The organism is Nitrosospira multiformis (assembly GCF_003050865.1).
GTDB lineage: Bacteria > Pseudomonadota > Gammaproteobacteria > Burkholderiales > Nitrosomonadaceae > Nitrosospira > Nitrosospira multiformis_E.
Window position 1 is genome coordinate 169770 of sequence record NZ_QAOK01000001.1, and the last position, 22653, is coordinate 192422.

18 protein-coding genes are annotated in these 22653 nt (G+C 54.7%); 13 read left to right on the plus strand and 5 right to left on the minus strand.

Annotated features, from left to right (window positions below; genetic code table 11):
• Positions 1-142: 142 nt before the first annotated feature.
• The 11 genes from def (at position 143) to fba (ending at position 14483) form a co-directional block, all read left to right on the plus strand.
• Positions 143-646 (plus strand): peptide deformylase, encoded by a 504-nt coding sequence (gene def, locus C8R21_RS00735; RefSeq protein WP_107760980.1) that lies wholly within the window; start codon positions 143-145, stop codon positions 644-646.
• A 213-nt stretch (positions 647-859) separates the two neighbouring features.
• Positions 860-1798 (plus strand): methionyl-tRNA formyltransferase, encoded by a 939-nt coding sequence (fmt, locus tag C8R21_RS00740; RefSeq protein WP_107760981.1) that lies wholly within the window; start codon positions 860-862, stop codon positions 1796-1798.
• Complete coding sequence (gene rsmB, locus C8R21_RS00745; RefSeq protein ID WP_107760982.1) at positions 1795-3123, plus strand: 16S rRNA (cytosine(967)-C(5))-methyltransferase RsmB; 1329 nt, start codon at positions 1795-1797, stop codon at positions 3121-3123. Before fmt ends, rsmB begins: the two co-directional genes overlap by 4 nt.
• Entirely contained in the window at positions 3101-3718 is a 618-nt protein-coding gene (locus tag C8R21_RS00750) for a DUF4390 domain-containing protein (protein WP_107760983.1), read from the plus strand. The genes rsmB and C8R21_RS00750 overlap by 23 nt, the downstream gene beginning before the upstream one ends.
• Entirely contained in the window at positions 3718-5949 is a 2232-nt protein-coding gene (locus C8R21_RS00755) for a sensor histidine kinase (protein WP_258192185.1), read from the plus strand. Before C8R21_RS00750 ends, C8R21_RS00755 begins: the two co-directional genes overlap by 1 nt.
• A 58-nt stretch (positions 5950-6007) precedes the next feature.
• A complete protein-coding gene (locus C8R21_RS00760; RefSeq protein ID WP_074972724.1) occupies positions 6008-7258 on the plus strand; it encodes a sigma-54-dependent transcriptional regulator in 1251 nt (416 codons plus the stop codon).
• Positions 7259-7396: 138 nt separating this feature from the next.
• A complete protein-coding gene (tkt, locus tag C8R21_RS00765; RefSeq protein ID WP_107761075.1) occupies positions 7397-9412 on the plus strand; it encodes a transketolase in 2016 nt (671 codons plus the stop codon).
• 80 nt (positions 9413-9492) lie between these two features.
• On the plus strand, positions 9493-10494 hold the full coding sequence (gene gap, locus C8R21_RS00770; protein ID WP_074972593.1) for a type I glyceraldehyde-3-phosphate dehydrogenase: 1002 nt from the start codon (positions 9493-9495) through the stop codon (positions 10492-10494).
• Between the two features lie 128 nt (positions 10495-10622).
• On the plus strand, positions 10623-11810 hold the full coding sequence (locus C8R21_RS00775; RefSeq protein WP_074972595.1) for a phosphoglycerate kinase: 1188 nt from the start codon (positions 10623-10625) through the stop codon (positions 11808-11810).
• A 57-nt stretch (positions 11811-11867) separates the two neighbouring features.
• Positions 11868-13322, plus strand: coding sequence for a pyruvate kinase (gene pyk / locus C8R21_RS00780; protein WP_074972597.1), 1455 nt, complete (start codon positions 11868-11870; stop codon positions 13320-13322).
• A 96-nt stretch (positions 13323-13418) separates the two neighbouring features.
• A complete protein-coding gene (gene fba, locus C8R21_RS00785) occupies positions 13419-14483 on the plus strand; it encodes a class II fructose-bisphosphate aldolase (RefSeq protein ID WP_074972599.1) in 1065 nt (354 codons plus the stop codon).
• 184 nt (positions 14484-14667) lie between these two features.
• On the opposite strand, the gene C8R21_RS00790 is transcribed toward fba, so the two are convergent.
• The 5 genes from C8R21_RS00790 to C8R21_RS00810 all read right to left on the minus strand — a co-directional run bounded on the left by C8R21_RS00790 (position 14668) and on the right by C8R21_RS00810 (position 21132).
• Complete coding sequence (locus C8R21_RS00790; RefSeq protein ID WP_219906583.1) at positions 14668-16260, minus strand: CYTH and CHAD domain-containing protein; 1593 nt, start codon at positions 16258-16260, stop codon at positions 14668-14670.
• Between the two features lie 74 nt (positions 16261-16334).
• A complete protein-coding gene (ppk1, locus tag C8R21_RS00795) occupies positions 16335-18410 on the minus strand; it encodes a polyphosphate kinase 1 (protein WP_107761076.1) in 2076 nt (691 codons plus the stop codon).
• Positions 18411-18464: 54 nt separating this feature from the next.
• The gene (locus tag C8R21_RS00800; protein ID WP_074972602.1) at positions 18465-18737 is read right to left on the minus strand and encodes an oxidative damage protection protein; all 273 of its coding nucleotides are present in this window, start codon (positions 18735-18737) and stop codon (positions 18465-18467) included.
• Positions 18738-18841: 104 nt separating this feature from the next.
• Positions 18842-20170, minus strand: a complete 1329-nt coding sequence (argA, locus tag C8R21_RS00805) for an amino-acid N-acetyltransferase (RefSeq protein WP_107760986.1) — start codon at positions 20168-20170, stop codon at positions 18842-18844.
• Between the two features lie 2 nt (positions 20171-20172).
• Positions 20173-21132, minus strand: a complete 960-nt coding sequence (locus tag C8R21_RS00810) for a 16S rRNA (uracil(1498)-N(3))-methyltransferase (protein ID WP_308811365.1) — start codon at positions 21130-21132, stop codon at positions 20173-20175.
• Positions 21133-21164: 32 nt separating this feature from the next.
• On the opposite strand from C8R21_RS00810, the gene C8R21_RS00815 reads away from it, so the two are divergent.
• Together C8R21_RS00815 and C8R21_RS00820 are read left to right on the plus strand one after the other, a co-directional pair.
• Positions 21165-21722, plus strand: coding sequence for a thioredoxin family protein (locus C8R21_RS00815; RefSeq protein WP_107760987.1), 558 nt, complete (start codon positions 21165-21167; stop codon positions 21720-21722).
• 3 nt (positions 21723-21725) lie between these two features.
• Complete coding sequence (locus C8R21_RS00820) at positions 21726-22508, plus strand: inositol monophosphatase family protein (RefSeq protein WP_107760988.1); 783 nt, start codon at positions 21726-21728, stop codon at positions 22506-22508.
• Positions 22509-22653: the final 145 nt, after the last annotated feature.

A 22653-nucleotide genomic window follows, 5' to 3' on the forward strand; every position in this document is an offset into this window, starting at 1 on the left:
TGATTGAAGGTCGGAGAAAAGAAGGTTGCGTAAATCAGGATATAATATATCCGCAGGAATCCTGCGAGGGTGCGGTGGACTATCCGCTATCAGGCATCGCCTTGAATTTTGCATTCAGTTTCTTTTATGTTCAAGCCTTTTTATGGCGTTATTAAAAATATTGCAATATCCTGACGAACGGTTGCACACCATTGCGGCGCAGGTTCCCGAAGTCACCGATGAGATACGTGTCCTGGTGCAGAATATGGCAGAAACCATGTACGCTGCGCCGGGAGTCGGGCTGGCTGCCACCCAGGTGGATGTACACAGGCGCGTTATCGTAATCGATGTTTCCAATACCCAGGACCAGCTGCTTGTGCTGATCAATCCGGAAATCACCGCCCGCGACGGGGAATCGGACTATGAGGAAGGCTGTCTGTCCGTACCTGGGATATTTGGCAAGGTGCGGCGCGCTGCGCAGATTACCGTCGAAGCACTGAACAAGAACGGCGAGCGCTTCACGCTGGATGCCGACGGCCTTCTGGCGGTATGTATCCAGCATGAAATGGACCACCTGCTGGGAAAAGTATTTGTGGAGTATTGGTCGCAGATGAAGCAATCGAGGATTCAGGCAAAATTCCGGAAACAGCGCCGAAAGGTGATGTAGCAGACCGCGTAAAAATTTATATCTTTATTGTGCGTCTCTTGCAAGCTTTTGGTACATTCCACGGCGCATTTCCCTGTTTCCACAGCAACCCCAATGCAACCCGCAATGCGAGATTATCCGGAGAGTTCACTGACCGGCGCCCTGGCAGCGGGAACGGGATGCGAACACTGACAGCCCTTTCTTGCGGTCGAGCGCCTGCTTCTGCCTATCCCCATGAGAATCATTTTTGCCGGAACGCCTCCTTTCGCCGCTGTCGCGCTTGAAGCGCTGGCAGATGCCGGACACGAAATTGCACTGGTCCTGACCCAGCCGGATCGCCCTGCCGGAAGAGGCATGAAAAATGTTCCCAGTGCAGTGAAGTTACTGGCGCAAAAGCACGGGTTTGATCTGCTGCAACCCTCCTCCCTCAGGCAACCCGAGTTGCATGCGCAACTCGATGCCATCGGGGCGGATATCATGATTGTCGCCGCGTATGGATTGATTCTGCCTTTCTCCGTTCTGAATATTCCAAAACTTGGTTGCGTCAACATCCATGCCTCGTTACTGCCCAGATGGCGCGGAGCAGCTCCGATCGAACGCGCGATTCTAGCGGGAGACCGGGAAACAGGAATTACGATCATGCAAATGGATCGTGGTCTCGATACCGGCCCCATTCTGCTGGTACGAAGTATTACAATCGCAAAGGAGGATACTGCCGGAACATTGCATGAAAAGCTTGGGCAACTGGGAGCGGCCTGTATCATAGAGGCGTTGGCTTTGTTGCAGCAAGGAAAAATTATCGCCACTCCCCAGAATGATCTGGCGGCGACATACGCCTCCAAACTGGAAAAGATGGAAGCCGAAATTGACTGGCGGATGGATGCAGAAAACATTGATCGCGCAGTGAGGGCCTTTAATCCTCGTCCCGGCATGCATTCCACCGTGAATGGAATTTCCATAAAAGTGTGGCGGGCCAGCGTAGATACCGCAGAGGCAGATGAAAAACCGGGGGAAATCGTTGCAGTAAGGCCAGACGGAATTGTCGTTGCATGCGGCAAGCATGCCTTGGTATTGGAGATCGTGCAAAAATCCGGAGGTAAAAAATTAAGATCCGCTGAATTCCTCCTGGGGCATTCTCTGCAGCGGGGCGATCGTTTTGAAAGCCGGGAATGATCAGGACCCAGCGCCTGGCCGCCACCGCTGTTGAAAGAGTGCTGAGCGGCGCGAGTCTGACAACCGTTTTGCAGGAAACCTGGCGCAGCCACAGCGGCCTCTCTGACCAGCAGCGAGGTGCGATTCAGGATTTAAGCTATGGCGTACTGCGCTTTTATGGTCAACTGGACATATTGCTTGGCTTATTGCTGAACAAGCCACTGAAGGATCAGGGTTTGCGCTACCTGCTGCTGGTGGGGCTGTATCAGCTTCAATACAGCAAAACGGCGCCGCATGTCGTGGTGGACAGCGCGGTATCCGCTTCCTGCAGTCCCTCGATCGATAGCAGGAATAGCAGGAACATGCGGGATCCTCGGCATGCGAAAAGTGTAGGCGGACTGGTCAATGCGATATTGCGCAACTTCTTGCGCAAACGTCCTGCCCTGCTTGAACAAACGGCGGCAACCGATGTAGGAAGGTATTCTCATCCACAATGGTGGATCGACAGACTCCATGCGCAATATCCCTCACGCTATCAGGCTGTACTGGAAACTGCCAATCGGCGGCCGCCCATGGCGCTCAGAGTCAATCGGCGGAGAACAAACGTTGAAGCCTATCAGAACCTGCTGCACAATGCCGGACTGAATGCCCGGCGACCGGAAAACAACTGGGCAGAAGAGGCGCTTGAATTATTTCACCCCGTCCCGGTGGAAAAACTGCCGGGATTTGGTCAAGGCCTGGTATCAGTTCAGGATGTGGCCGCCCAAATGGCAGCGCCGTTATTATGCCCCCGGAGTGGAATGCGTGTGCTGGACGCCTGCGCTGCGCCTGGCGGGAAAAGTGCACATCTGCTTGAGTTGGCCGATCTGGAATTGATCGCAGTTGACAATGATAGCGAGCGGGTAGAACGGCTAAAGCAGAATTTCACTCGTCTCGGCCTCAAGCCTTATCGCATCATTCAGGGCGACGCCATGCACCCGGAGGAGTGGTGGGATGGAAGGCCATTCGATCGCATCCTGGCTGATGTCCCCTGTTCTGCGTCCGGGGTGGCGCGGCGTCATCCCGACATCAAATGGCTGCGGCGCGAAAGCGATCTGGCGCAGTTTGCGGAGATACAACGTAAAACGCTCGATGCCCTTTGGCAAACCCTGGTCAAAGGGGGCAAATTGCTCTATGTCACCTGTTCCATATTCGCAGAGGAAAACGGTCTTCAGGTGGAAAACTTCCTGAATCATCACCCGGACGCTCGTCTGTTGCCCTTTTCCGTGCCAGAAATCGTTGACGGCCAGTTGTTGCCGGATCCCCATCACGACGGTTTTTTTTATGCGTTGCTTGAAAAGCTCTGATTTCCTGGCACGTCTCCTGCGCATGACAGCGGCAATGCTGCTGCTTGTACTCATAGGACAGGCATCCAGCGCACAGGCGGAAGCACGCATAGAAATCAAGTCGGTCAGAATCAAACCAGTGGAAGGCGCCTACGAGTTTGACGCCGATTTCCAGATTACCCTCAATCACAAACTGGAGCACGCACTGGAGAAGGGTATTGTGCTTTATTTTGTCACGGAACTCGGCCTGGTGAACTCACGCTGGTACTGGTTCGATGAAAGAGTAGGCTATAGCAGGGTGCGCGAAGGGTTGAGCTACTACGCACTGACCCGCCAGTATCGCTTGACGCGAGGGGCGTTGTCACAGAGCTTCGGTTCGCTCAACGAGGCGCTACAGGCGTTAAGCCGCGTGCGGGACCGGCCGATCAATGCGAGTGAAGAATTGATCCCGGATGCGGAATATACCGTGGAATTGCGCATGCGTCTCGACATAGCGGCGCTGCCCAAGCCGTTCCAGGTGGAAACGCTCGGCTCCCGGGAATGGGATCTCGGTTCCGGCACTTTGCGGTGGGATACCCGCCTACCCTCCCAGAAGCTGCAGGATGACGGCAAATGATGAAATACCTCATCATCGCCGGCGTGGTGCTGGGGGCGATCATGCTGTTCCTGCTCGCGAGCGCTGGCGCCGATACCGGGCTCTTTGACCGTAAATACAGGCTTCTGATCAGGCTCAACGCCGGTTTTGTGCTGTTCCTCATGGCAATCGTCGGATACCTGCTATGGAGGCTCAGACGCAGGCTTCAGGCGGGCGTATTCGGTTCCAGGCTGGCGCTGCGCCTGTTGCTGATCTTCTCGCTGATGGCGGTGCTCCCGGGTGTCCTGGTCTATAGCATATCGGTGCAATTTCTGGGAAAAAGCATCGAATCGTGGTTCGACGTAAAAGTGGATCGCGCTCTGGAAGGCGGATTGGAACTGGGACGTACCATTCTCGACAGCCGGCTGGAAGATCTGTACAGAAAAGCCGACCGCGCCGCGCTTGCATTATCCGAGCAAACGGGGCCCTTGCTGCCAACATTGAACCAGCTCGTCCATCAAACGCAGGTGCGGGAGGCAGTCCTGTTCGATCACGAAGGTAACGTCGTTGCATTTGCACGTGCGGACACGAGCGAAACCGTGCCTGCCGGGCTCAGTACGACGTCAATGAATCAGATCAGGGCTGAGAGCGGGTACAGCACGATTGAGTCAATTCCCGGGGAGGGTTTGTACCTGAAGGTATGGTCACCTATCGATGTTCCCGGCGTAAGAAACAATACGCGCATTCTGCAGTTGACGCAGCCCGTGCCGAAACAACTGGCAGAAGACGCAGAAATAGTACAGGCAGCCTATCGGGACTACCAGGAATTGCTGCTGTCGCGCGAAGGTCTCAAACATCTCTACGGGGTGACCCTGACGCTCGCACTGCTGCTCGCGCTTTTCTCTGCCCTGGCCGCCGCATTCCTGATCAGCGAGCGGCTCAGCGCCCCTCTGGGAATGCTGGCGGAAGGCACGCGAGCGGTAGCACAGGGCGACTTCAGCAGACGTCATCCGGTACGGAGCCGCGACGAACTGGGTGTACTGACCGAATCATTCAATCTCATGACCCAGCAGCTGGAGGAAGCGCGGATAACTGCCCAGCACAATCAACAGGAAGTGGAAAGTGCGCGAGCTTATCTGGAAAATATCCTGGCCAATCTTTCCTCGGGCGTCCTGGTATTCGATGAAAACCTGCGCTTGCGCACAGCCAATCTGAGCGCAGAGCAAATCCTGAACGTTCCGCTGCCCGCCCTGGAAGGATTGACGATCGAGGAATGGGCGACGCATGAATCCGGGTTGAACGCTTTCGCATATGGAATTCTGGAAGGATTTCACTCGGAAATAAAGGGCGAGTGGCAGCGCCAGGTGGAGCGAACGAGAGAGGGCATGCGTCAGGTCCTGCTGCTACGGGGAACATGGCTGGCGCATGTGCCGGGCGGAGGAGGCGTCGTCGTGTTCGACGACATCACCCATCTGCTGGAAGCCCAGCGCGCAGCAGCGTGGGGAGAAGTGGCGCGGCGTCTGGCGCATGAAATAAAGAATCCCCTGACCCCGATACAATTGTCCGCCGAACGCATACAGCACAAGCTTGCCGCGAAGCTGAATGACAATGATGCGCAAATTCTGCAGCGTTCCACCGAAACGATCGTCAATCAGGTGGAAGCGCTTAAAAGGATGGTCAATGAATTCAGCGAATACGCGCGCGCCCCTGAACCCGAATTTCACCTTCTGGATTTCAATGCGCTGGTACGGGAAGTACTGGCCTTGTATGAAAGCCCAGCCACAGCAGCGCCGGATAATCGGCAACCGCACATCGATCTGGTTCTGGCGTCCGACCTGCCGATGATGAAAGGGGACTCCGCGCGACTGCGTCAGGTGATACACAATCTCCTGCAGAATGCCCAGGATGCGCTGGCCGGTTTGGCTCAACCCGCAATCATGATACAAACGGAAACCCTGACCTCAGGAATACGTTTCACTGTCAGCGATAACGGCGGGGGATTTCCTGAACAGGTGAGAGCACGGGTATTTGAACCCTATGTGACAACAAAACCGAAAGGAACCGGACTCGGTCTTCCCATTGTAAAAAAGATAATCGAAGAACACAGGGGAACGATCCAGATTGAAAATATGCGGCCGCACGGTGCGCGTATTTCAATCATACTCCCCGTCTCGCCGGACAAGCTCGTGGTTTCTCTCAAGGACAGATGGCTCCGGCCGATCGCGGGCAAGCCTGCGCTTTCACTTTCCTGTGAAATGCAGTCAAAAGAATGAGAGGCAAGGCTTGACGTTCAATTTCATTTCCGTGGCAAGCAAATCCATTCCTGGAATTATGAGCAACAATACGATACTGATCGTCGACGATGAAATCGGCATCCGCGAGCTTTTGTCCGAAATCCTGCGCGATGAAGGTTATCGCGTCGCCCTGGCGGAAAACGCCGCACAGGCGCGCGCTTGGCGGAAACAGGCTCGTCCTGATCTGGTATTGCTGGATATCTGGATGCCGGATACTGACGGCATTACCTTGCTGAAAGAATGGGTCAGCAGCGGACTTCTCACCATGCCCGTTGTAATGATGTCAGGGCATGGCACAATCGACACCGCGGTAGAAGCCACGCGTATGGGGGCAGCGGCCTATCTCGAAAAACCGGTACCGCTGCAAAAACTGCTGAGCACAGTCGGTCGCGCATTGCGCAGTGGACAAGCCAAGCCACGCATGACGCTTCCCCTGGCGAGCCTGGGACGTGGTGCGCTGATTACAGACCTGAAAAGACGACTGGAACAGGTTGCCAGCCTCCCGACACCGGTGCTGCTCATAAGTGAACCGGGGACTGGCGTGGATCTGTGTGCCCGCTTTCTGCACCAGCCGAATACACCGTGGGTAGAACCCGATACCCTCGCCGCCCTATCGAATGCTCCGTTTGAGTTACTTGAACAGGCAAAAGGAGGGTTGCTTTTTCTCAAGGAGATCGGCGAGCTCAACAAACTGGCGCAAAAAGGACTGCTGCTGCTGCTGGGCAAGCTGGAAAGATACAGTGTCCGGCTCGTATGCGTGACCTCCATGCCGCTTGCCAGCCTGGCGGCCCAAGGGGTCTACGACCCAAGGCTGTATGAGATGCTGAGCGGACTTTGCATTAACGTGCCCGCATTGAGGGAGCATCGGGAAGATATTCCCGATCTCGCGACCCAGATACTCTCGCGTTACATCGAATCGGGAGACGTCCCGTTGCGACAGTTCAGCACCGCTGCTCTCAACTGCCTGCGAAATCACGACTGGCCGGGAAATCTCGCACAATTGACAGGCGCAGTGCATACCCTCGCCCTGACCTGCACCAGCGATGAAATATCGGCAGAAGACGTAAAGCAGATGCTGACCCCTTCCTCGCCTTCACAGGCAGTGGGAGGCATCCCACTCGACATACCGTTACGTGAAGCGCGGGACATGTTCGAAAAAACGTATTTTGAACAGCTTATCGAGCAGGAAAATGGCAATATGACCCGAGTGGCGGAACGCGCCGGCCTGGAGCGCACCCATTTGTACCGCAAGCTCAAGCTGCTCGGTATCAGACTGCGCGGCAATTGAGATCCATTCTCTACAATCGGACTTGTCATATTGTCTGACATCCTATCTTAAGCGATAATGATGGTTTTGCCGACCCGCACCGCTACTTGAGCGGTGTTTTTGTGTGCGTATAAATTGTTGAGCTAGGAGTTCATGTTCATGGGAACATTTCGAGATTTTGAAGCGCCGGTATTCAAGAACCTGACCAGCGCCATTCGTGCACTGGCGATGGATGCCGTGCAAAAAGCCAACTCGGGGCATCCGGGAATGCCTATGGGCATGGCTGAGATCGCTGAGGTATTGTGGATACACCACCTACGCCATAATCCGGCAAATCCAAAGTGGGCCGACCGTGACCGCTTCGTTTTGTCCAATGGGCATGGATCCATGCTCATTTACGCCCTGCTGCACCTCACGGGCTACGATTTGCCGATGGAGGAAATCAAGCGCTTCCGTCAGCTTCATTCCAGGACTCCCGGCCATCCGGAATATGGTTATACACCGGGCGTCGAGACGACCACAGGTCCGCTGGGCCAGGGGATCACCAATGCTGTGGGAATGGCTCTGGCAGAGAAAATACTTGCCTCGGAATTCAACCGTCCCGGCTTCGATATCGTCAATCACCATACCTACGTATTCCTGGGCGATGGCTGTCTGATGGAAGGTATTTCCCATGAAGCCTGCTCGCTTGCAGGCACATTGGGACTGGGCAAGCTGATCTGTTTTTACGACGACAACGGTATTTCCATCGATGGACATGTGGAGGGCTGGTTCACAGACGACACGCCCAAACGCTTCGAAGCCTATGGCTGGCATGTTGTGCCGAATGTCAACGGACATGACCCGGTAGCGGTAGAAGCCGCCATCGAGGCGGCCAAGCAGGCGGTGGACAAACCTTCCATGATCTGCTGCAAGACCGTGATCGGGATGGGCTCACCCAACAAGGCAAATACTCACGAGGTGCATGGCGCAGCACTGGGCGACCTGGAAATAGCTGCCGCGCGTCCGCACATCGGCTGGAATCACCTGCCATTCGAAATCCCCGAGGATGTCTACCAGACCTGGGATGCGCGCGCAAAAGGGCAAAGACTGGAAGACGGCTGGAATCACAAGTTTGCGGAGTACGCTGCGAAATACCCGGCTGAGGCGGCCGAGTTCAGCCGGCGGATGGCAGGCGAACTGCCGGAGGGATGGCAGGAGCACGTGGATGCGCTGGTCGCGCGTGTTCATGCGAAGGAAGAAACCATTGCAAGCCGCAAGGCATCGCAGAATGCGATTGAAGGACTGGCGCCCAAGTTGCCGGAACTGGTCGGCGGTTCGGCAGATCTGGCCGGATCGAATCTTACCCTCTGGTCGGGTTCAAAAGGCATCGCCCGGCAGGATGGCGGCAACTACGTATATTACGGCGTGCGCGAATTCGGCATGAGCGCCATCATGAACGGACTGGCGCTGCATGGAGGAATCATTCCTTACGGCGCCACCTTCCTCATGTTCTCCGAATATGCGCGGAATGCGCTGCGCATGGCTGCTCTGATGAAAATACGGTGCCTGTTCGTATTCACCCATGATTCGATCGGCCTGGGCGAAGATGGACCTACGCACCAACCGGTGGAGCAGACGGCGACATTACGCTACATCCCCAACATGGATGTATGGCGCCCGTGCGATACGGTCGAATCGACCGTTGCCTGGGCACGGGCAATCGATCGCAAGGACGGGCCCTCTACATTGATTTTCAGCCGCCAGAACCTTCCCTTTCAGAAACGCGATGCGAACACGATCAAGCTGATCGACAAGGGCGGCTATATCCTGTCGGAAGCGTCTGACAACCAACCGCGGGCAGTCATCATTGCCACAGGTTCGGAAATCGGCCTGGCGATGATGGCGCAAAAAGCGCTGGCCGAAACGGGAATTCATGTGCGCGTCGTTTCGATGCCCTGCACAAACGTATTCGACCGTCAGGATATCGATTATAAAAACAGCGTGCTGCCCAAGGGTATAGGGCGCGTGGCGGTGGAAGCAGGCGTGACGGATTACTGGCGCAAGTATGTAGGCCTGGAGGGAGCAGTAGTCGGTATCGATACCTTCGGCGAGTCCGCGCCGGCTGGAGAGCTGTTCAAGCACTTCGGCTTCACCGTTGAGAATGTGGTAAAGGCGGTAAACAGCGTCATTTAATTCTGACCAGTTGCCAGCCGAAACGCGGAGGAAATTTTCTCCGCGTCCGGAGTTCTTTTTTTATCCAAGGAGTGTAAAACATGACAATCAAGGTCGGTATCAATGGATTTGGCCGTATCGGGCGAATGGTTTTCCGCGCGGCAGTCCAGAATTTTCCGGATATTGAAGTCGTTGCCATCAATGATCTGCTTGAGCCCGACTACCTCGCCTATATGCTGCAGCATGATTCCGTGCATGGCCGTTTCAAGGGGGATGTTTCGATCGAAGACAGTACGCTCATTGTCAATGGCAAAAAGATACGGCTGACGGCGATTAAAGACCCGGCTGAGCTGAAATGGGGAGAAGTCGGTGCTGAAGTCGTGGTTGAGTCAACCGGCCTCTTCCTCACCAAGGAAAGCTGTCAGAAACATATTGCCGCGGGTGCCAAGAAAGTCATCATGTCTGCGCCGTCGAAAGACGATACACCCATGTTCGTATATGGAGTGAATAACGATACGTATGACGGTCAGGCGATTATTTCCAATGCCTCCTGCACCACGAACTGCCTCGCTCCCGTTGCAAAGGTATTGAACGACACCTTTGGCGTCAAACGCGGCCTGATGACGACGGTTCACGCCGCCACCGCAACCCAGAAGACGGTGGATGGTCCTTCCAACAAGGATTGGCGCGGTGGCCGGGGTATTCTGGAAAACATCATTCCCTCCTCTACCGGTGCGGCAAAAGCCGTTGGCAAGGTTATCCCCGAACTCAATACGAAGCTCACCGGCATGGCTTTTCGCGTTCCGACCTCTGATGTTTCCGTGGTGGATCTTACCGTTGAACTGGAGAAGGAAGCCAGCTACGAAGAGATCTGCGATGCCATGAAGAAGGCGTCCGAGGGATCAATGAAAGGTGTGCTGGCCTATACGGACCAGAAGGTTGTTTCCACCGATTTTCGGGGCGAAAGCGCAACCTCGATCTTCGATGCGGAAGCGGGAATGGCTCTGGATGGCAATTTTGTAAAAGTGGTTTCCTGGTACGACAACGAGTGGGGCTACTCCAGCAAGATTCTGGAGATGGTCCGCGTTGTGGCCAGCAAGTAGCAGAGGACGAATTCGTCACAAGGGGAAGAAACCCGGGATCGTTTTTCTTCCCCCTGATCCCCGTCCTTCTCTTCAATTCATCATAAGGAATCCCAAACTTCCTTATGTCTTAAAACTTGGAGTCTCCAGTGTCTGTCATTAGAGTCACCGACCTTGATCTGAAAGGCAAGCGCGTGTTCATCCGCGCCGACCTCAATGTGCCCGTGAAAGATGGCAAAGTTACCTCCGACGCACGCATAAGCGCCTCCATGGGCACCATCGACTACTGTCTGAAGCAAGGCGGAAAAGTGATGGTTACCTCCCATCTAGGACGACCGGAAGAAGGCGTATGGTCAGAAGAAAACTCGCTCAAGCCGGTAGCCGACAATATTTCCGAACGTCTCGGCAAGTCCGTGCGCCTGGTCAAGGACTGGGTGGACGGCAACTTCGACGTTGCCGAAGGCGAACTGGTCATCCTCGAAAATTGCCGCTTCAATAAGGGGGAAAAGAAAAACGTAGATGAAACGGCGCAGAAATATGCAAGGCTGTGCGACGTATTTGTGATGGATGCTTTTGGCACAGCGCACCGTGCCGAAGCGTCGACCTATGGCATTGCCAGATACGCTCCTGTTGCCTGCGCTGGCATTCTGCTTACAGAAGAGCTGGATGCGCTGACCAAGGCGTTGTTGGATCCAGCCCGTCCCATGGTGGCAATCGTCGGAGGCTCGAAGGTCTCGACAAAACTGACCGTCCTGGAATCCCTGTCAGAAAAAGTGGATCAACTGGTGGTGGGTGGCGGCATCGCCAATACCTTCCTCAAGGCGGCGGGAAAGAACATTGGAAAATCCCTGTGTGAAGACGACCTGGTTCCCACCGCCAAAATGCTCATGGAAAAAATGGCAAAGCGGAATGCGACCATTCCAATTGCCGTTGACGTTGTTGTCGGGAAAAAATTCGACGCCAGTGAACCGGCGGTATTGAAGGATGCAGGTGCGGTAACGGATGACGATATGATATTCGATATCGGTCCGAAGAGCGCCCGCGAGTTGTCGGACATCATCATGAAAGCCGGTACCGTAGTATGGAATGGCCCTGTCGGAGTGTTCGAGTTCGATCAGTTCGGTGAAGGCACCAAAACCATCGCCATGGCTATCGCCGATACCGACGCCTTTACCCTGGCAGGGGGAGGAGACACCATTGCCGCTATCCAGAAATACGATATTTATGACAAGGTTTCTTACATTTCCACTGCGGGTGGGGCCTTTCTGGAATTTCTGGAAGGCAAGAAACTGCCTGCCGTGGAAATACTCGAACAGCGCGCAGCCGGCAGCAGATAGGCCCAGATAGCGAAATATGCGGATTGATACGCCGATTCAACGCGTGCCCTCATCAGAATGATTCGAAGAACAAAGATCGTAGCAACACTTGGTCCCGCATCCCGAGATGCAAAGGTGCTGGAGCGGATGATAAACGCCGGCGTTGATGTAGTCCGTATCAACTTTTCCCATGGGACCAGGGAAGAGCATATCGAAGGTGCCGAGTTGGCGCGCTCCCTGGCACGCGCTGCCGGTCACGCGGTGGGTGTGCTGGCGGACCTGCAGGGGCCCAAGATTCGAATCGGCAAATTTGAAAATAATAAAATTCTGCTGAAAACGGGCGATCAATTCATACTCGACGCCGAATGCGAGCTTGGAAACCAGGAACGGGTGGGTCTGGATTACAAGGAATTGCCCAGCGATGTCGAGACCGGTGCAACGCTAATCCTGGATGATGGGCGCATCGTGCTCGGCGTTTCCGAAGTCAAGGGAAGCCAGGTTTATTGCGTGGTTGAACAGGGTGGAATACTGTCCAACAACAAGGGAATCAACCGGAAAGGCGGGGGTCTGAGTGCGCCTGCCCTCACCGGCAAGGATGTGGAAGATATCCGGACGGCCGCAGCGCTTAAAGCCGATTATCTGGCGGTATCGTTTCCCCGTTCTGGGGAGGATATGCGCTGGGCGCGCGATGTAATGCGCGAGGCGGGCGGGAAAAGTTTATTGATGGCGAAGATCGAACGATCGGAAGCCATCCTGGCGCTGGACGATATTCTGGAGGCCTCCGATGCAATCATGGTTGCGCGTGGAGACCTTGCGGTAGAGGTAGGCGATGCAGTGGTGCCGGCGTTGCAAAAACGGATGATCCGCACTGCCCGAACCAGGAACAAACTGGTGGTAACCGCCACCCAGATGATGGAGTCCATGGTCAGCAGTCCCATCCCCACCCGCGCGGAGGTATCGGATGTAGCAAATGCGGTACTGGATGGCACTGATGCGGTGATGCTGTCAGCGGAATCCGCCACCGGGCAATATCCCGTTGAAGCAGTTGCGGCAATGGCAAGGGTATGCTTGGAGGCGGAAAAGGAATACCTGGTAAGCAGTGAAAATCGACGGCTGCAGGGCGGCCTGCCCGATAATATCGAAGAAGCAATTGCCCGTGCGACCATGTTCACCGCAGGGGGATTGAAGATCAGAGCTATTGCGGCGCTTACGCAAAGCGGCAGGACCGTGTTGCTGATGTCGCGCAGGAGTTCCACCGTGCCCATATTCGCGTTGAGTCCGCAGGAGGATACACGGCGCAAGATGACGTTATTTCGCGGCGTGTATCCGGTCAAGTTCGGCGGAGGTTCGAACGACCCCGAAATCATCCTGAATCACGCCGAAAACGAGTTGCTCAGGCGTGGCGCGGTGCGCAACGGCGACCTGATCATCATGACCATCGGTGAACCGGTGGGCAAGGCAGGCGGCACCAATACCATGAAAATAGTGAAGGTCGGCGAGCACAGGAAGCAGGAACGGAAGGTGGAATCCTGAGCACGTTGCAAGTATTGCCACTTAGGGCTTTTCGCTGCCTGTGATTCGCATGTTCCGGTTTTACCATATACTGATTCTAACTTTGAGGAGGTTCTAATGGCACTCGTATCATTGCGTCAACTTTTGGATCACGCGGCAGAAAATGGCTATGGCCTACCCGCTTTCAACGTCAACAACCTCGAGCAGATTCATGCCATCATGCAGGCTGCGGATGAATGCGACAGCCCGGTGATCATGCAGGGTTCAGCAGGCGCGCGCAAATATGCTGGCGAGCCTTTTCTGCGCCATCTCATTGCTGCGGCCGTAGAGGCATATCCGCACATTCCCATCGTCATGCACCAGGACCACGGAGCTTCGCCAGCGGTTTGCATCAATGCCATTCGCAGCGGTTTTTCCAGCGTCATGATGGATGGATCCCTGGAAGCGGATGCGAAAACGCCCTCTTCCTATGAATACAACGTTGAAGTTACAGGCAAGGTAGTGGAAATGGCACATGCAGTGGGTGTTTCCGTCGAGGGTGAACTCGGGTGTCTCGGTTCCCTGGAATCGGGCATGGGTGAAGCGGAAGATGGTCATGGCGCCGAAGGCAAGCTGTCTCATGATCAACTGCTGACCGATCCGGAGCAGGCAGCTGACTTCGTCAAGCAAACGGGCGTGGATGCGCTGGCAATCGCCATCGGCACCTCTCATGGCGCGTACAAGTTTACGCGCAAGCCAACTGGAGATATTCTCGCCATCGAGCGTATAAAGGAGATTCATGCGCGCATTCCCAATACCCATCTGGTGATGCATGGCTCCAGTTCCGTGCCGCAGGATTGGCTCGACATCATCCGTGAATATGGTGGAGAGATGAAAGAAACCTATGGCGTTCCGGTCGAGGAAATCCAGGAAGGCATCAAATACGGCGTACGCAAGGTCAATATCGATACCGATATCCGGTTGGCGATGAGCGGTGCGATACGTCGCCATCTTGCTAAGAACAAGAGCGAATTCGACCCGCGTAAATATCTCAAGGACGCGACTGCCGCAGCCAAGGACATTTGCAAGGCGCGCTTTGAAGCATTTGGCTGTGCAGGGCAGGCGGCCAAAATCAAACCTATCGCCCTGGACAACATGGCAGGCAAATACGCGAAGGGGGAATTGAAGGCTGTCATCAAGTAATCAGGTAAACTGACAGGTCCACCAGTTCAACCGTCAGTGCTGGTTTTATAAGCAACTGGAATTCGAACGGGATAAAAGGCGAGCCGATACGGTTCGCCTTTTTATTACCGGAGGCTAAAGTGCCCGGTCGAATTGCTCGAACTTCCAGAGCTGCTGGCTGGCCCCGATCTTGCACTGGCAATCACTACCCCGGCAGGCCCGCGGGCGGCTGCCAGAACACCCTCTTTTTCTCGAAATCCCCCCAGACCTCATCAAACTCATTTCTTTTCGTCAGCCCACGCTGGGCGATCCAACCGAGAACAATACCTTTTCCTTCGCACTCGCCGCCTTTCCCGCCTTTCCCGCCTTTGTCCCCTATCATGCCGACTTGATTCAGCAATCGTCCGGTCACGGCAGTGTCAATTACCGCGCCCAGCGTTTCCTGCAATACGGCCAGAGACTTGATGTAGCGCTTCACCTTTTTTCGGCGGTACAGGTCTGAGAAAAACTCAGCGGTATAGCGCTGTTCTTTTACCGCAATGCGCAGGGCATGCACTCCTTCTGTACCCTCCCCATCCACCCTTTTGTGATACTTTTTCAATTTCTTGTGTCCGTGCGACAGCGCGTTATCTGCGAATTTCTTCACTGACCATTCCAGCGGGGCCTTTCGCGATTCACTCTCCTGCGGACCAGGTGCCGGAAGCCATGTCTCCGCGTTCAGCCAGGCGCCGAGCCTCAGCATCGCTTCCGTATAGCGGGTAGATCCTACCGCCTCACGCGCCGCATCATTACGGTTTCGCCGCATCTGCTCGCATTCTTCCCACAAGGCGGAGATACCGGCATGTTCATGAAAGTAGTTCCTCACTTCGCTTAATGCTTCCGACATGAATACATCCCAGTCCCGCGCCGCGCCGAGGGAACGCGACAGCCCTTTCAAGTCCGGGGTTGCAGAAGCAAACGCAGTTGCATCGAATGCCCGGGCAAAAACACGGCGCACCGTACGCACCCTGCGTAATGCCACGCGCATCTGATGCAGATACTCCGGATCCTCGCTTTGCAGCATGCCTGCCTCGTTGCCCTGCAGATGATTAAGGCAATTCCATGCGATCGCCTTGAATGCTTCACACAGATTCATTTCCGTCTCGAGTCGAACAGGTACTGCCTTGACGGGGGCGGGTTTGGAGTCGACAGCGAGCCTATAGCCACGCTCGGCTTTGCTTGCGTTTTCCAACCTGAAAGGAATGGTGTGCAGTATATCCAGTGCGAACTGGTATAACGCCTGCACATTTCCCGATTTGAGTTCCAGTTCGATTTCGCAAATCTCCCTGGTAAAATCAGCCGGCGTTCTGATTACTCCCTGATCCAGAGAAAATTCGATCTCGCTTCCGTCCACCAGCCGCAACATGCGTGTGCTGCGCTTGAAGTCGGTGGTAAACAGGGCAAGCAATTGGCCGTGCAGTTCAATATTGTCGAACAGGCCGGGAAGCGCAGGCTCGGATATTCGGGTGAAATCGGGCTGTCCTGTCGGCACCATGGACTCCCATTCATGATGCTGGTGCAATCCCAGGGCAGCATCCCCCCCTCCTTTGATGGACTGTATCCATTTTTTTCCGATATGCCGCAACCGGAGCGCCATCTGATGCTTCTGGAGATACAGATCAGGCGTGTCGTAATAGGTGGTGAAAAGTTTCCGCGTAACAGGGCGGGAAACGGTAAGGGATGCCAGCAACGGATCATGTCGAAGCCGAGCGGCATCCTCGGGTGACAATCTTAATTTGAGTTCGATTTCGAGCGGCACGATTCTTTTCCGACTATTGCCTGGACGACTACTCGCTACCGGGTGAAACGCCATGCCTCTGAGGGCTGCCGCCTCTATTGCGCGGCGGCCAGTTTCATCAGTAGCGTCTCCTGAGCGCTTCGCTTCTTGCTCTGGCCGGGATGCTTCAAATGATAACGGCCGTCGCTGTCCATTTCCCAGGCCTGGCGATTGTCCTTCAGAAATACATACAGGCCTTCTTCGAGCACACGCTTTTTCAGCTTTGGCTCCAGAACCGGAAAGCAGATCTCGATCCTTCGAAAAAAGTTTCGATCCATCCAGTCGGCACTGGAAAGGTAGATATCGTAAGCGCCGCCATTGCGAAAATAGAAAATCCGGCTGTGTTCGAGAAAGCGGCCGATAATGGAACGTACCCGAATGTTTTCTGAAAGCCCTTTGATGCCCGGCCGCAAAGCGCACACCCCGCGAACAATGAGATCGATCTTTACGCCTGCCTCGGAAGCGGCATAGAGTGCCTTGATGACTCCCGGTTCCAGCAATGCGTTCATCTTTGCGATAATTCGGGCAGGCTTTCCTGCTTTCGCATTCTGCGCTTCGTTTTCAATGGATGCGATCATCTGGCTATGGAAACTGAAAGGAGATTGCCAGAGATATTTGAGTTTTCCCGCCTTGCCCAGTCCCGTAAGCTGCGTGAAAACTTCATTCACATCAGCACAGAAATCCTCTTGGCAGCTGAACAAGCCGAAATCGGTATAAAGCCGGGCCGTGCTGGCGTGATAATTCCCGGTGCCGACATGAACGTAACGCCGAAGGCTGCCTTCCTCACGCCGCACTATCATTGCCATCTTTGCGTGGGTCTTATGGCCTACCACTCCATAAACCACATGCGCTCCCACATTCTCCAGTCGGCTGGCCCAGTTGATATTGGCCTCTTCATCAAACCGGGCCAGCAGCTCCACCACCACAGTGACCTCTTTTCCCCTGCTCGCAGCGGCGATAAGCGCGGCCATGACTTGGGAATCGGCACCGGTACGATATACGGTCTGCTTGATGGCGACCACATCCGGATCGGTTGCAGCCTGCTGGAGAAAATGAATTACCGGCTGGAACGACTGGTAGGGATGGTGTAACAGGATATCGTTCTTGCGAATCAACTGAAAAATGTCAGACGCTTTTTTCTTTTGCAGCGTCAGCGGCAAACCCGGGATGAAAGACAGATATCTCAGATCGGGCCGGTCTATGCGTTCGAAGACGTGCATCATCCGCGCCAGATTCACGGGCCCCTCTACCTGATAGAAATCCTCCTGGGCAAGACCGAGCTGCTCCAGCAGAAAGGCTGACATATGCAGGGGGCAATTGTCCGCCACTTCCAGCCTCACGGCATTGCCGAAGTGGCGCTGCGGCAGTTCACCCTGTAGCGCAATGCGCAGATTCTTGACTTCTTCCTCATCCACGAACAGATCGCTATTACGCGTGGCGCGAAATTGATAGCAGCCGAGCACATTCATTCCGGCGAATAATTCCCCTACGTGCGCATGCAGGATGGAAGAGAGAAATACAAAATTATAAGTGCTGCTGCTGATTTCAGCCGGCAACTGAATCAGCCTGGGCAGCACGCGCGGGGCCTGCACGATGGCAACTCCGGAATTACGCCCGAAGGCATCCTTGCCCTCGAGTTCTACCGCAAAATTCAGACTCTTGTTAAGCACTCGAGGAAAGGGATGTGAAATGTCAAGGCCGATGGGAGTCAGCACCGGCATCATTTCGCGAAAGAAGTAAGACTTGATCCACGCGCGCTGTGCGTCATTCCAGGTGGCGCGCCGCAGAAAATGGATCCCCTCACTGGCAAGGCCAGGCAAAATCTGCTGATTCAGCAACGCGTACTGCCGCGCCACCAGCGTATGCGTCTGTTCGCTCACCAATCTGAATATCTGATGCGGCAGCATGCCAGCTGGATCAAAACCGCGGGTATCGAGTTTGATCTGCTCCTTGATCCCCGCGACACGAACCTCGAAGAACTCGTCCAGGTTACTGCTGACAATGCAAAGAAATTTCAGGCGCTCAAGAAGCGGGGTTTCCTCATTTTCGGCCTGCGCAAGCACCCTCCGGTTGAATTCAATCTGGCCAACCTCTCGATTGAGGAATTGACCGGAAGCTCTGGAATCGGTCATGCCGTCTCTGAATATATCCAATGCAATCACTTCAAGCTGCCGTGCTATCTGACATTATTTGGCAAGAGGTACATAGCCACGAGGTTGTTCCGCACCGCTTCCGAAGAAATATGCCTCGAGCTGTTCGGCCAGATATTTGCGCGCCTTGATGTCCGACAGGTTCAAATGATACTCGTTGACCAGCATGGTTTGGTGCTTGATCCAGTCCGCCCATGCCTCTTTCGAGACATTCTCAAAAATACGCTTTCCCAACTCGCCTGGATAAGGCGGAAAATCTAGACCTTCCAGCTCCCGCCCGAGCTTGATGCAATTCACGGTTCTTGCCATTGCTTTCTCCGAAATATACAAAAGTAGACCAGCGCTGCCGTACGCTGCATTCTTCGATTACCACGACAGGATAGTCGATCCAGCAGCCAGAATCTGATCGCTGATTAAAGTAGTTTCACAAATACCTTCGAACGCCGTTGATAATTGTATAATCCCTGCTTCACCTTGGGTAATTGACCGACGTCTGCTGCAAGGAAGCCGCGTTCGATGAACCAGTGGGCTGTCCGGGTGGTAAGGACGAACAGTTTTTTACTGCCCTGGGATCTCGCCTTCATCTCGATAGCCTTGAGCAACGCATCTCCACAGCCCGCACTGCGATAGTTCGGATGAACGGTAAGGCAGGCGAGCTCGCCCGCCTTGTCGTCCGGGAAAGGATAGAGCGCAGCACAACCGACAGTCATGCGGTCATGCTCGATCACCACGAAGCGATCAATTTCCATCTCCAGTAACTCGCGGCTCCGCCGCACCAGCGTCCCATCCGCTTCGAGGGGCTCAATCAGTTGCAAAATCGCACCAACGTCCTCTATTCGTGCATCCCGCAGGTTTTGCAAGGGACCTTCCGATATCATCGTCCCGATGCCGCTGTGTGTGAACAGTTCCTGTAAAATAGCGCCGTCCACGTGGCGGCTTATGAGGTGGATACGTGATACCCCGCGTTCACAGGCATGCAAGGCAAAAGGCAGATAAAGCTGTGCATCCTCTGCAAGCTTTACCGTTTTCCTGCCAAATTCCTTAAGCAAGCTCTTGCCCTCCGCCACCGTCAGTTCCCGCAGCAGCAACGCCTGTTCACTGTCAATAGCACTCTTTTCGATCCCCTGAGTATCCATCAGAAATATGAGTTTCTCGGCCTTGAGGGCGATCGCAGCCTCAGCTGCGACATTTTCCAGGGTCAAATTAAAGATCTCGCCGGTAGGCGAGTAGCCAAGTGGCGACAGCAATGCCAACTCACCTTGCTCGAGCCGCGAGCGGATGGCGGAAGTATCCACCTTGCGTACTTCTCCGGTATGCATCAGGTCGATGCCCTCTATCACGCCGATTGGCCGTGCAGTCACAAAATTGCCGCTGGCGACGCGAATCGCAGCGTTGGCCATTGGTGAATTTGGCAAACCCATTGACAGCAGGGCTTCGATTTCGACACGCACCCGCCCTATCGATTCCTTGACGCACTGCAATGCAGCCGCGTCGGTGACGCGCATACCCCGGATATATGTCGTCTGCAAGTCATGTTCATTTAAGCGCGATTCGATCTGGGGGCGCGCACCGTGCACCAGCACCAGACGTACGCCTAAGCTGGCAAGCAGATTGAGATCGTGTACGAGTTCTATGAATTTCCCGTCCGCAACGACTTCCCCGCCGAAAGCGACCACGAAAACTTTATGGCGGAAGCTGTTGATATAAGGCGCTACCGACCGGAACCAAGCCACGAAATCCATGATCAATAATCACCCCATAGCGCCTGCATTGCCCCCACTGCCGCCAGCGCGGCACTCTCCGTCCGCAGTATGCGGTTACCCAAGCGCAATGGGATAAAACCCGCAACCATTGCAGCCGCTTCCTCATCTCGCGTAAACCCTCCTTCGGGTCCCACGAGCAAAATGATTGAGCTGATATTTGAAGAGTGCTTAAAATCCCGCAAACCCTTTCTTGCAAAAGGCGAGAGCATGAAGCAAGCATCGGGGGAAAGACTGTCGCTGGACGTTCTGCTTGATTCGGTTTGCGTACCCAGCCAGTTCTCGAGAGTCGCGAGTGGCAGCACTTCCGGCACGCGGTTTCTGCCACACTGCTCGCATGCGGAGATAACGACTTTTTGCAAATGGCTTACACGTTTTTCCCCACGTTCACCGCTGAGCCTCACCACGCTCTGCTTGGTAATGAGAGGCTGAATTCGGGTTACGCCCAGTTCGACTGCTTTCTGCACAATCCAGTCCATCTTTTCACCCATACCCACCGCTTGAGCAAGCAGAATGGTGAGCGGGGATTCGCGCTCGACCTGTACATGCCTTTCGACTACAACAGCCACACCCTGCTTGCTGATTCGCGAAATGACAGACGTGAATTCTCCACCGTCGCCATTGAACAACACCACTTCATCGCCTGGCTCGAGTCTCAGAACGCGTGCGGCATGATGCGCAACTGCTGAAGGCAATTCCAGGACCTGTTCCGCAAAAATCTCCACGGGGCAGTAAAAGCGAGGAAGCGTCATTGCATATTCAGTATCAGACGGTGGAGCAATCAATGCGCCTTTCTCATGATAGTATTGTTGTTTCAGCAGTCCTGCTTGAACCAGGACTGTCGAGATATCCGCGCTGCTTTCAATTATATCCGCACGACAAGCTTCTGCGAAAAGACACCGCTCGGCGTCTGCCTGGATAGCGCAGGAAACGACATTTGGCATTCGTTATAAGGAAATGAAATCTGGGGGAAAATATGGCGAGCCTGGAAACACCGGTCTGTGATTTCGGCTGGAAAGCAATTGACTTCGATTTACCGGGAGTAGATGGAAAACAATACAATCTGGCCTCGGTCAAGGGTGAAAAAGGGTTGCTGGTGATGTTCATCTGCAATCATTGCCCTTATGTGAAGGCCGTGCACGAACGCATCATCCGCGACGTCAACGAATTGCGTGAGCAGGGTATCGGCGCTATCGCGATCATGTCGAACGATCCATCGGACTACCCCGAGGATTCATTTGAAAACATGGGGCGCGTAGCCCGGGAATATGCCTATCCCTTTCCCTATGTCTGGGATAAAACCCAGGAAGTAGCAAAGGCATATGGCGCAGTCTGCACGCCGGATTTTTTCGGCTTCAATCACAAACTCGAATTGCAGTATCGCGGACGCCTGGATGCTTCCCGAAAGGAAGCCGCGCCCGCAGACGCACGACGCGACCTTTTCGAAGGAATGCTCCAGGTAACCCGCACTGGCGCCGGTCCTGAGGATCAGATTCCCAGCATCGGCTGCTCCATCAAATGGCGAGCGGACTAGCCGGTGATTGATGCAGTTATCGCTGCTGTCAAAGCAGTTGCCCAGCAGGAAATTCTGCCGCGCTATATGAAAGTTGCGCGGCAGCGCAAGGGCGATGGAAGCCTGTTTACGGAAGCTGATCTTGCCACCCAGGAAACGCTCTCACGTGAGTTGAGAAAAATCTATCCTGGTCCGGTGGTGGGAGAAGAAATGACGGAAAACGAGCAGGTCGCCCAGTGGCGGGAAGGCGATGCGGGACTTTGGTGCATGGATCCGATAGACGGGACTTCCAATTTCGTCAACGGATTGTCCTACTTTGCCGTTTCAGTAGCACTGATGCAACACGGCAGAAGCGTGCTGGGAGTGGTTTACAATCCAGTGGCGGATGAAATGTTCTACGCCGAAAAAGGCAGGGGCGCATTCCTGAATGGGGAAAAATTGCCGATAAAGGAGGATGTACCGCCGCTATGGGGGGCAATCGCGAGCGTGGACCTGAAACGGCTTGGTCGCAGGCTTGCACAGGAAATCTCTACTGCAAAGCCGTTTTCCTCCCACCGGAACTTCGGGTCTTGTGCCTTGGAATGGTGTTATACAGCCGCCGGGCGCTTTGACTTGTATCTGCACGGCGGGCAAAAACTATGGGACTACGCCGCGGGCAGCTTGATTCTGGAAGAAGCGGGCGGTCACATGTGCGGTTTGAACGAGGATGATTTCTGGGCCGAGCCCCTCTGGCAGCGCTCAGCCATTGCCGCCCTCGATCTGAACCTTTTCATGCAGTGGCGTGACTGGGTGCGCGCACATCGATAGCTTGCGACCCTGGCCGGCCCACAACTCCGAACGCGGCTAGGCAGGAACTGGCTCCTTTGAGCTTTGGGAGGAAAACTTCTGTCCACAACCTCCATCCAGATCTCGCAATACAATACTATAGACCACTGTAGACTACTCTGCTCCG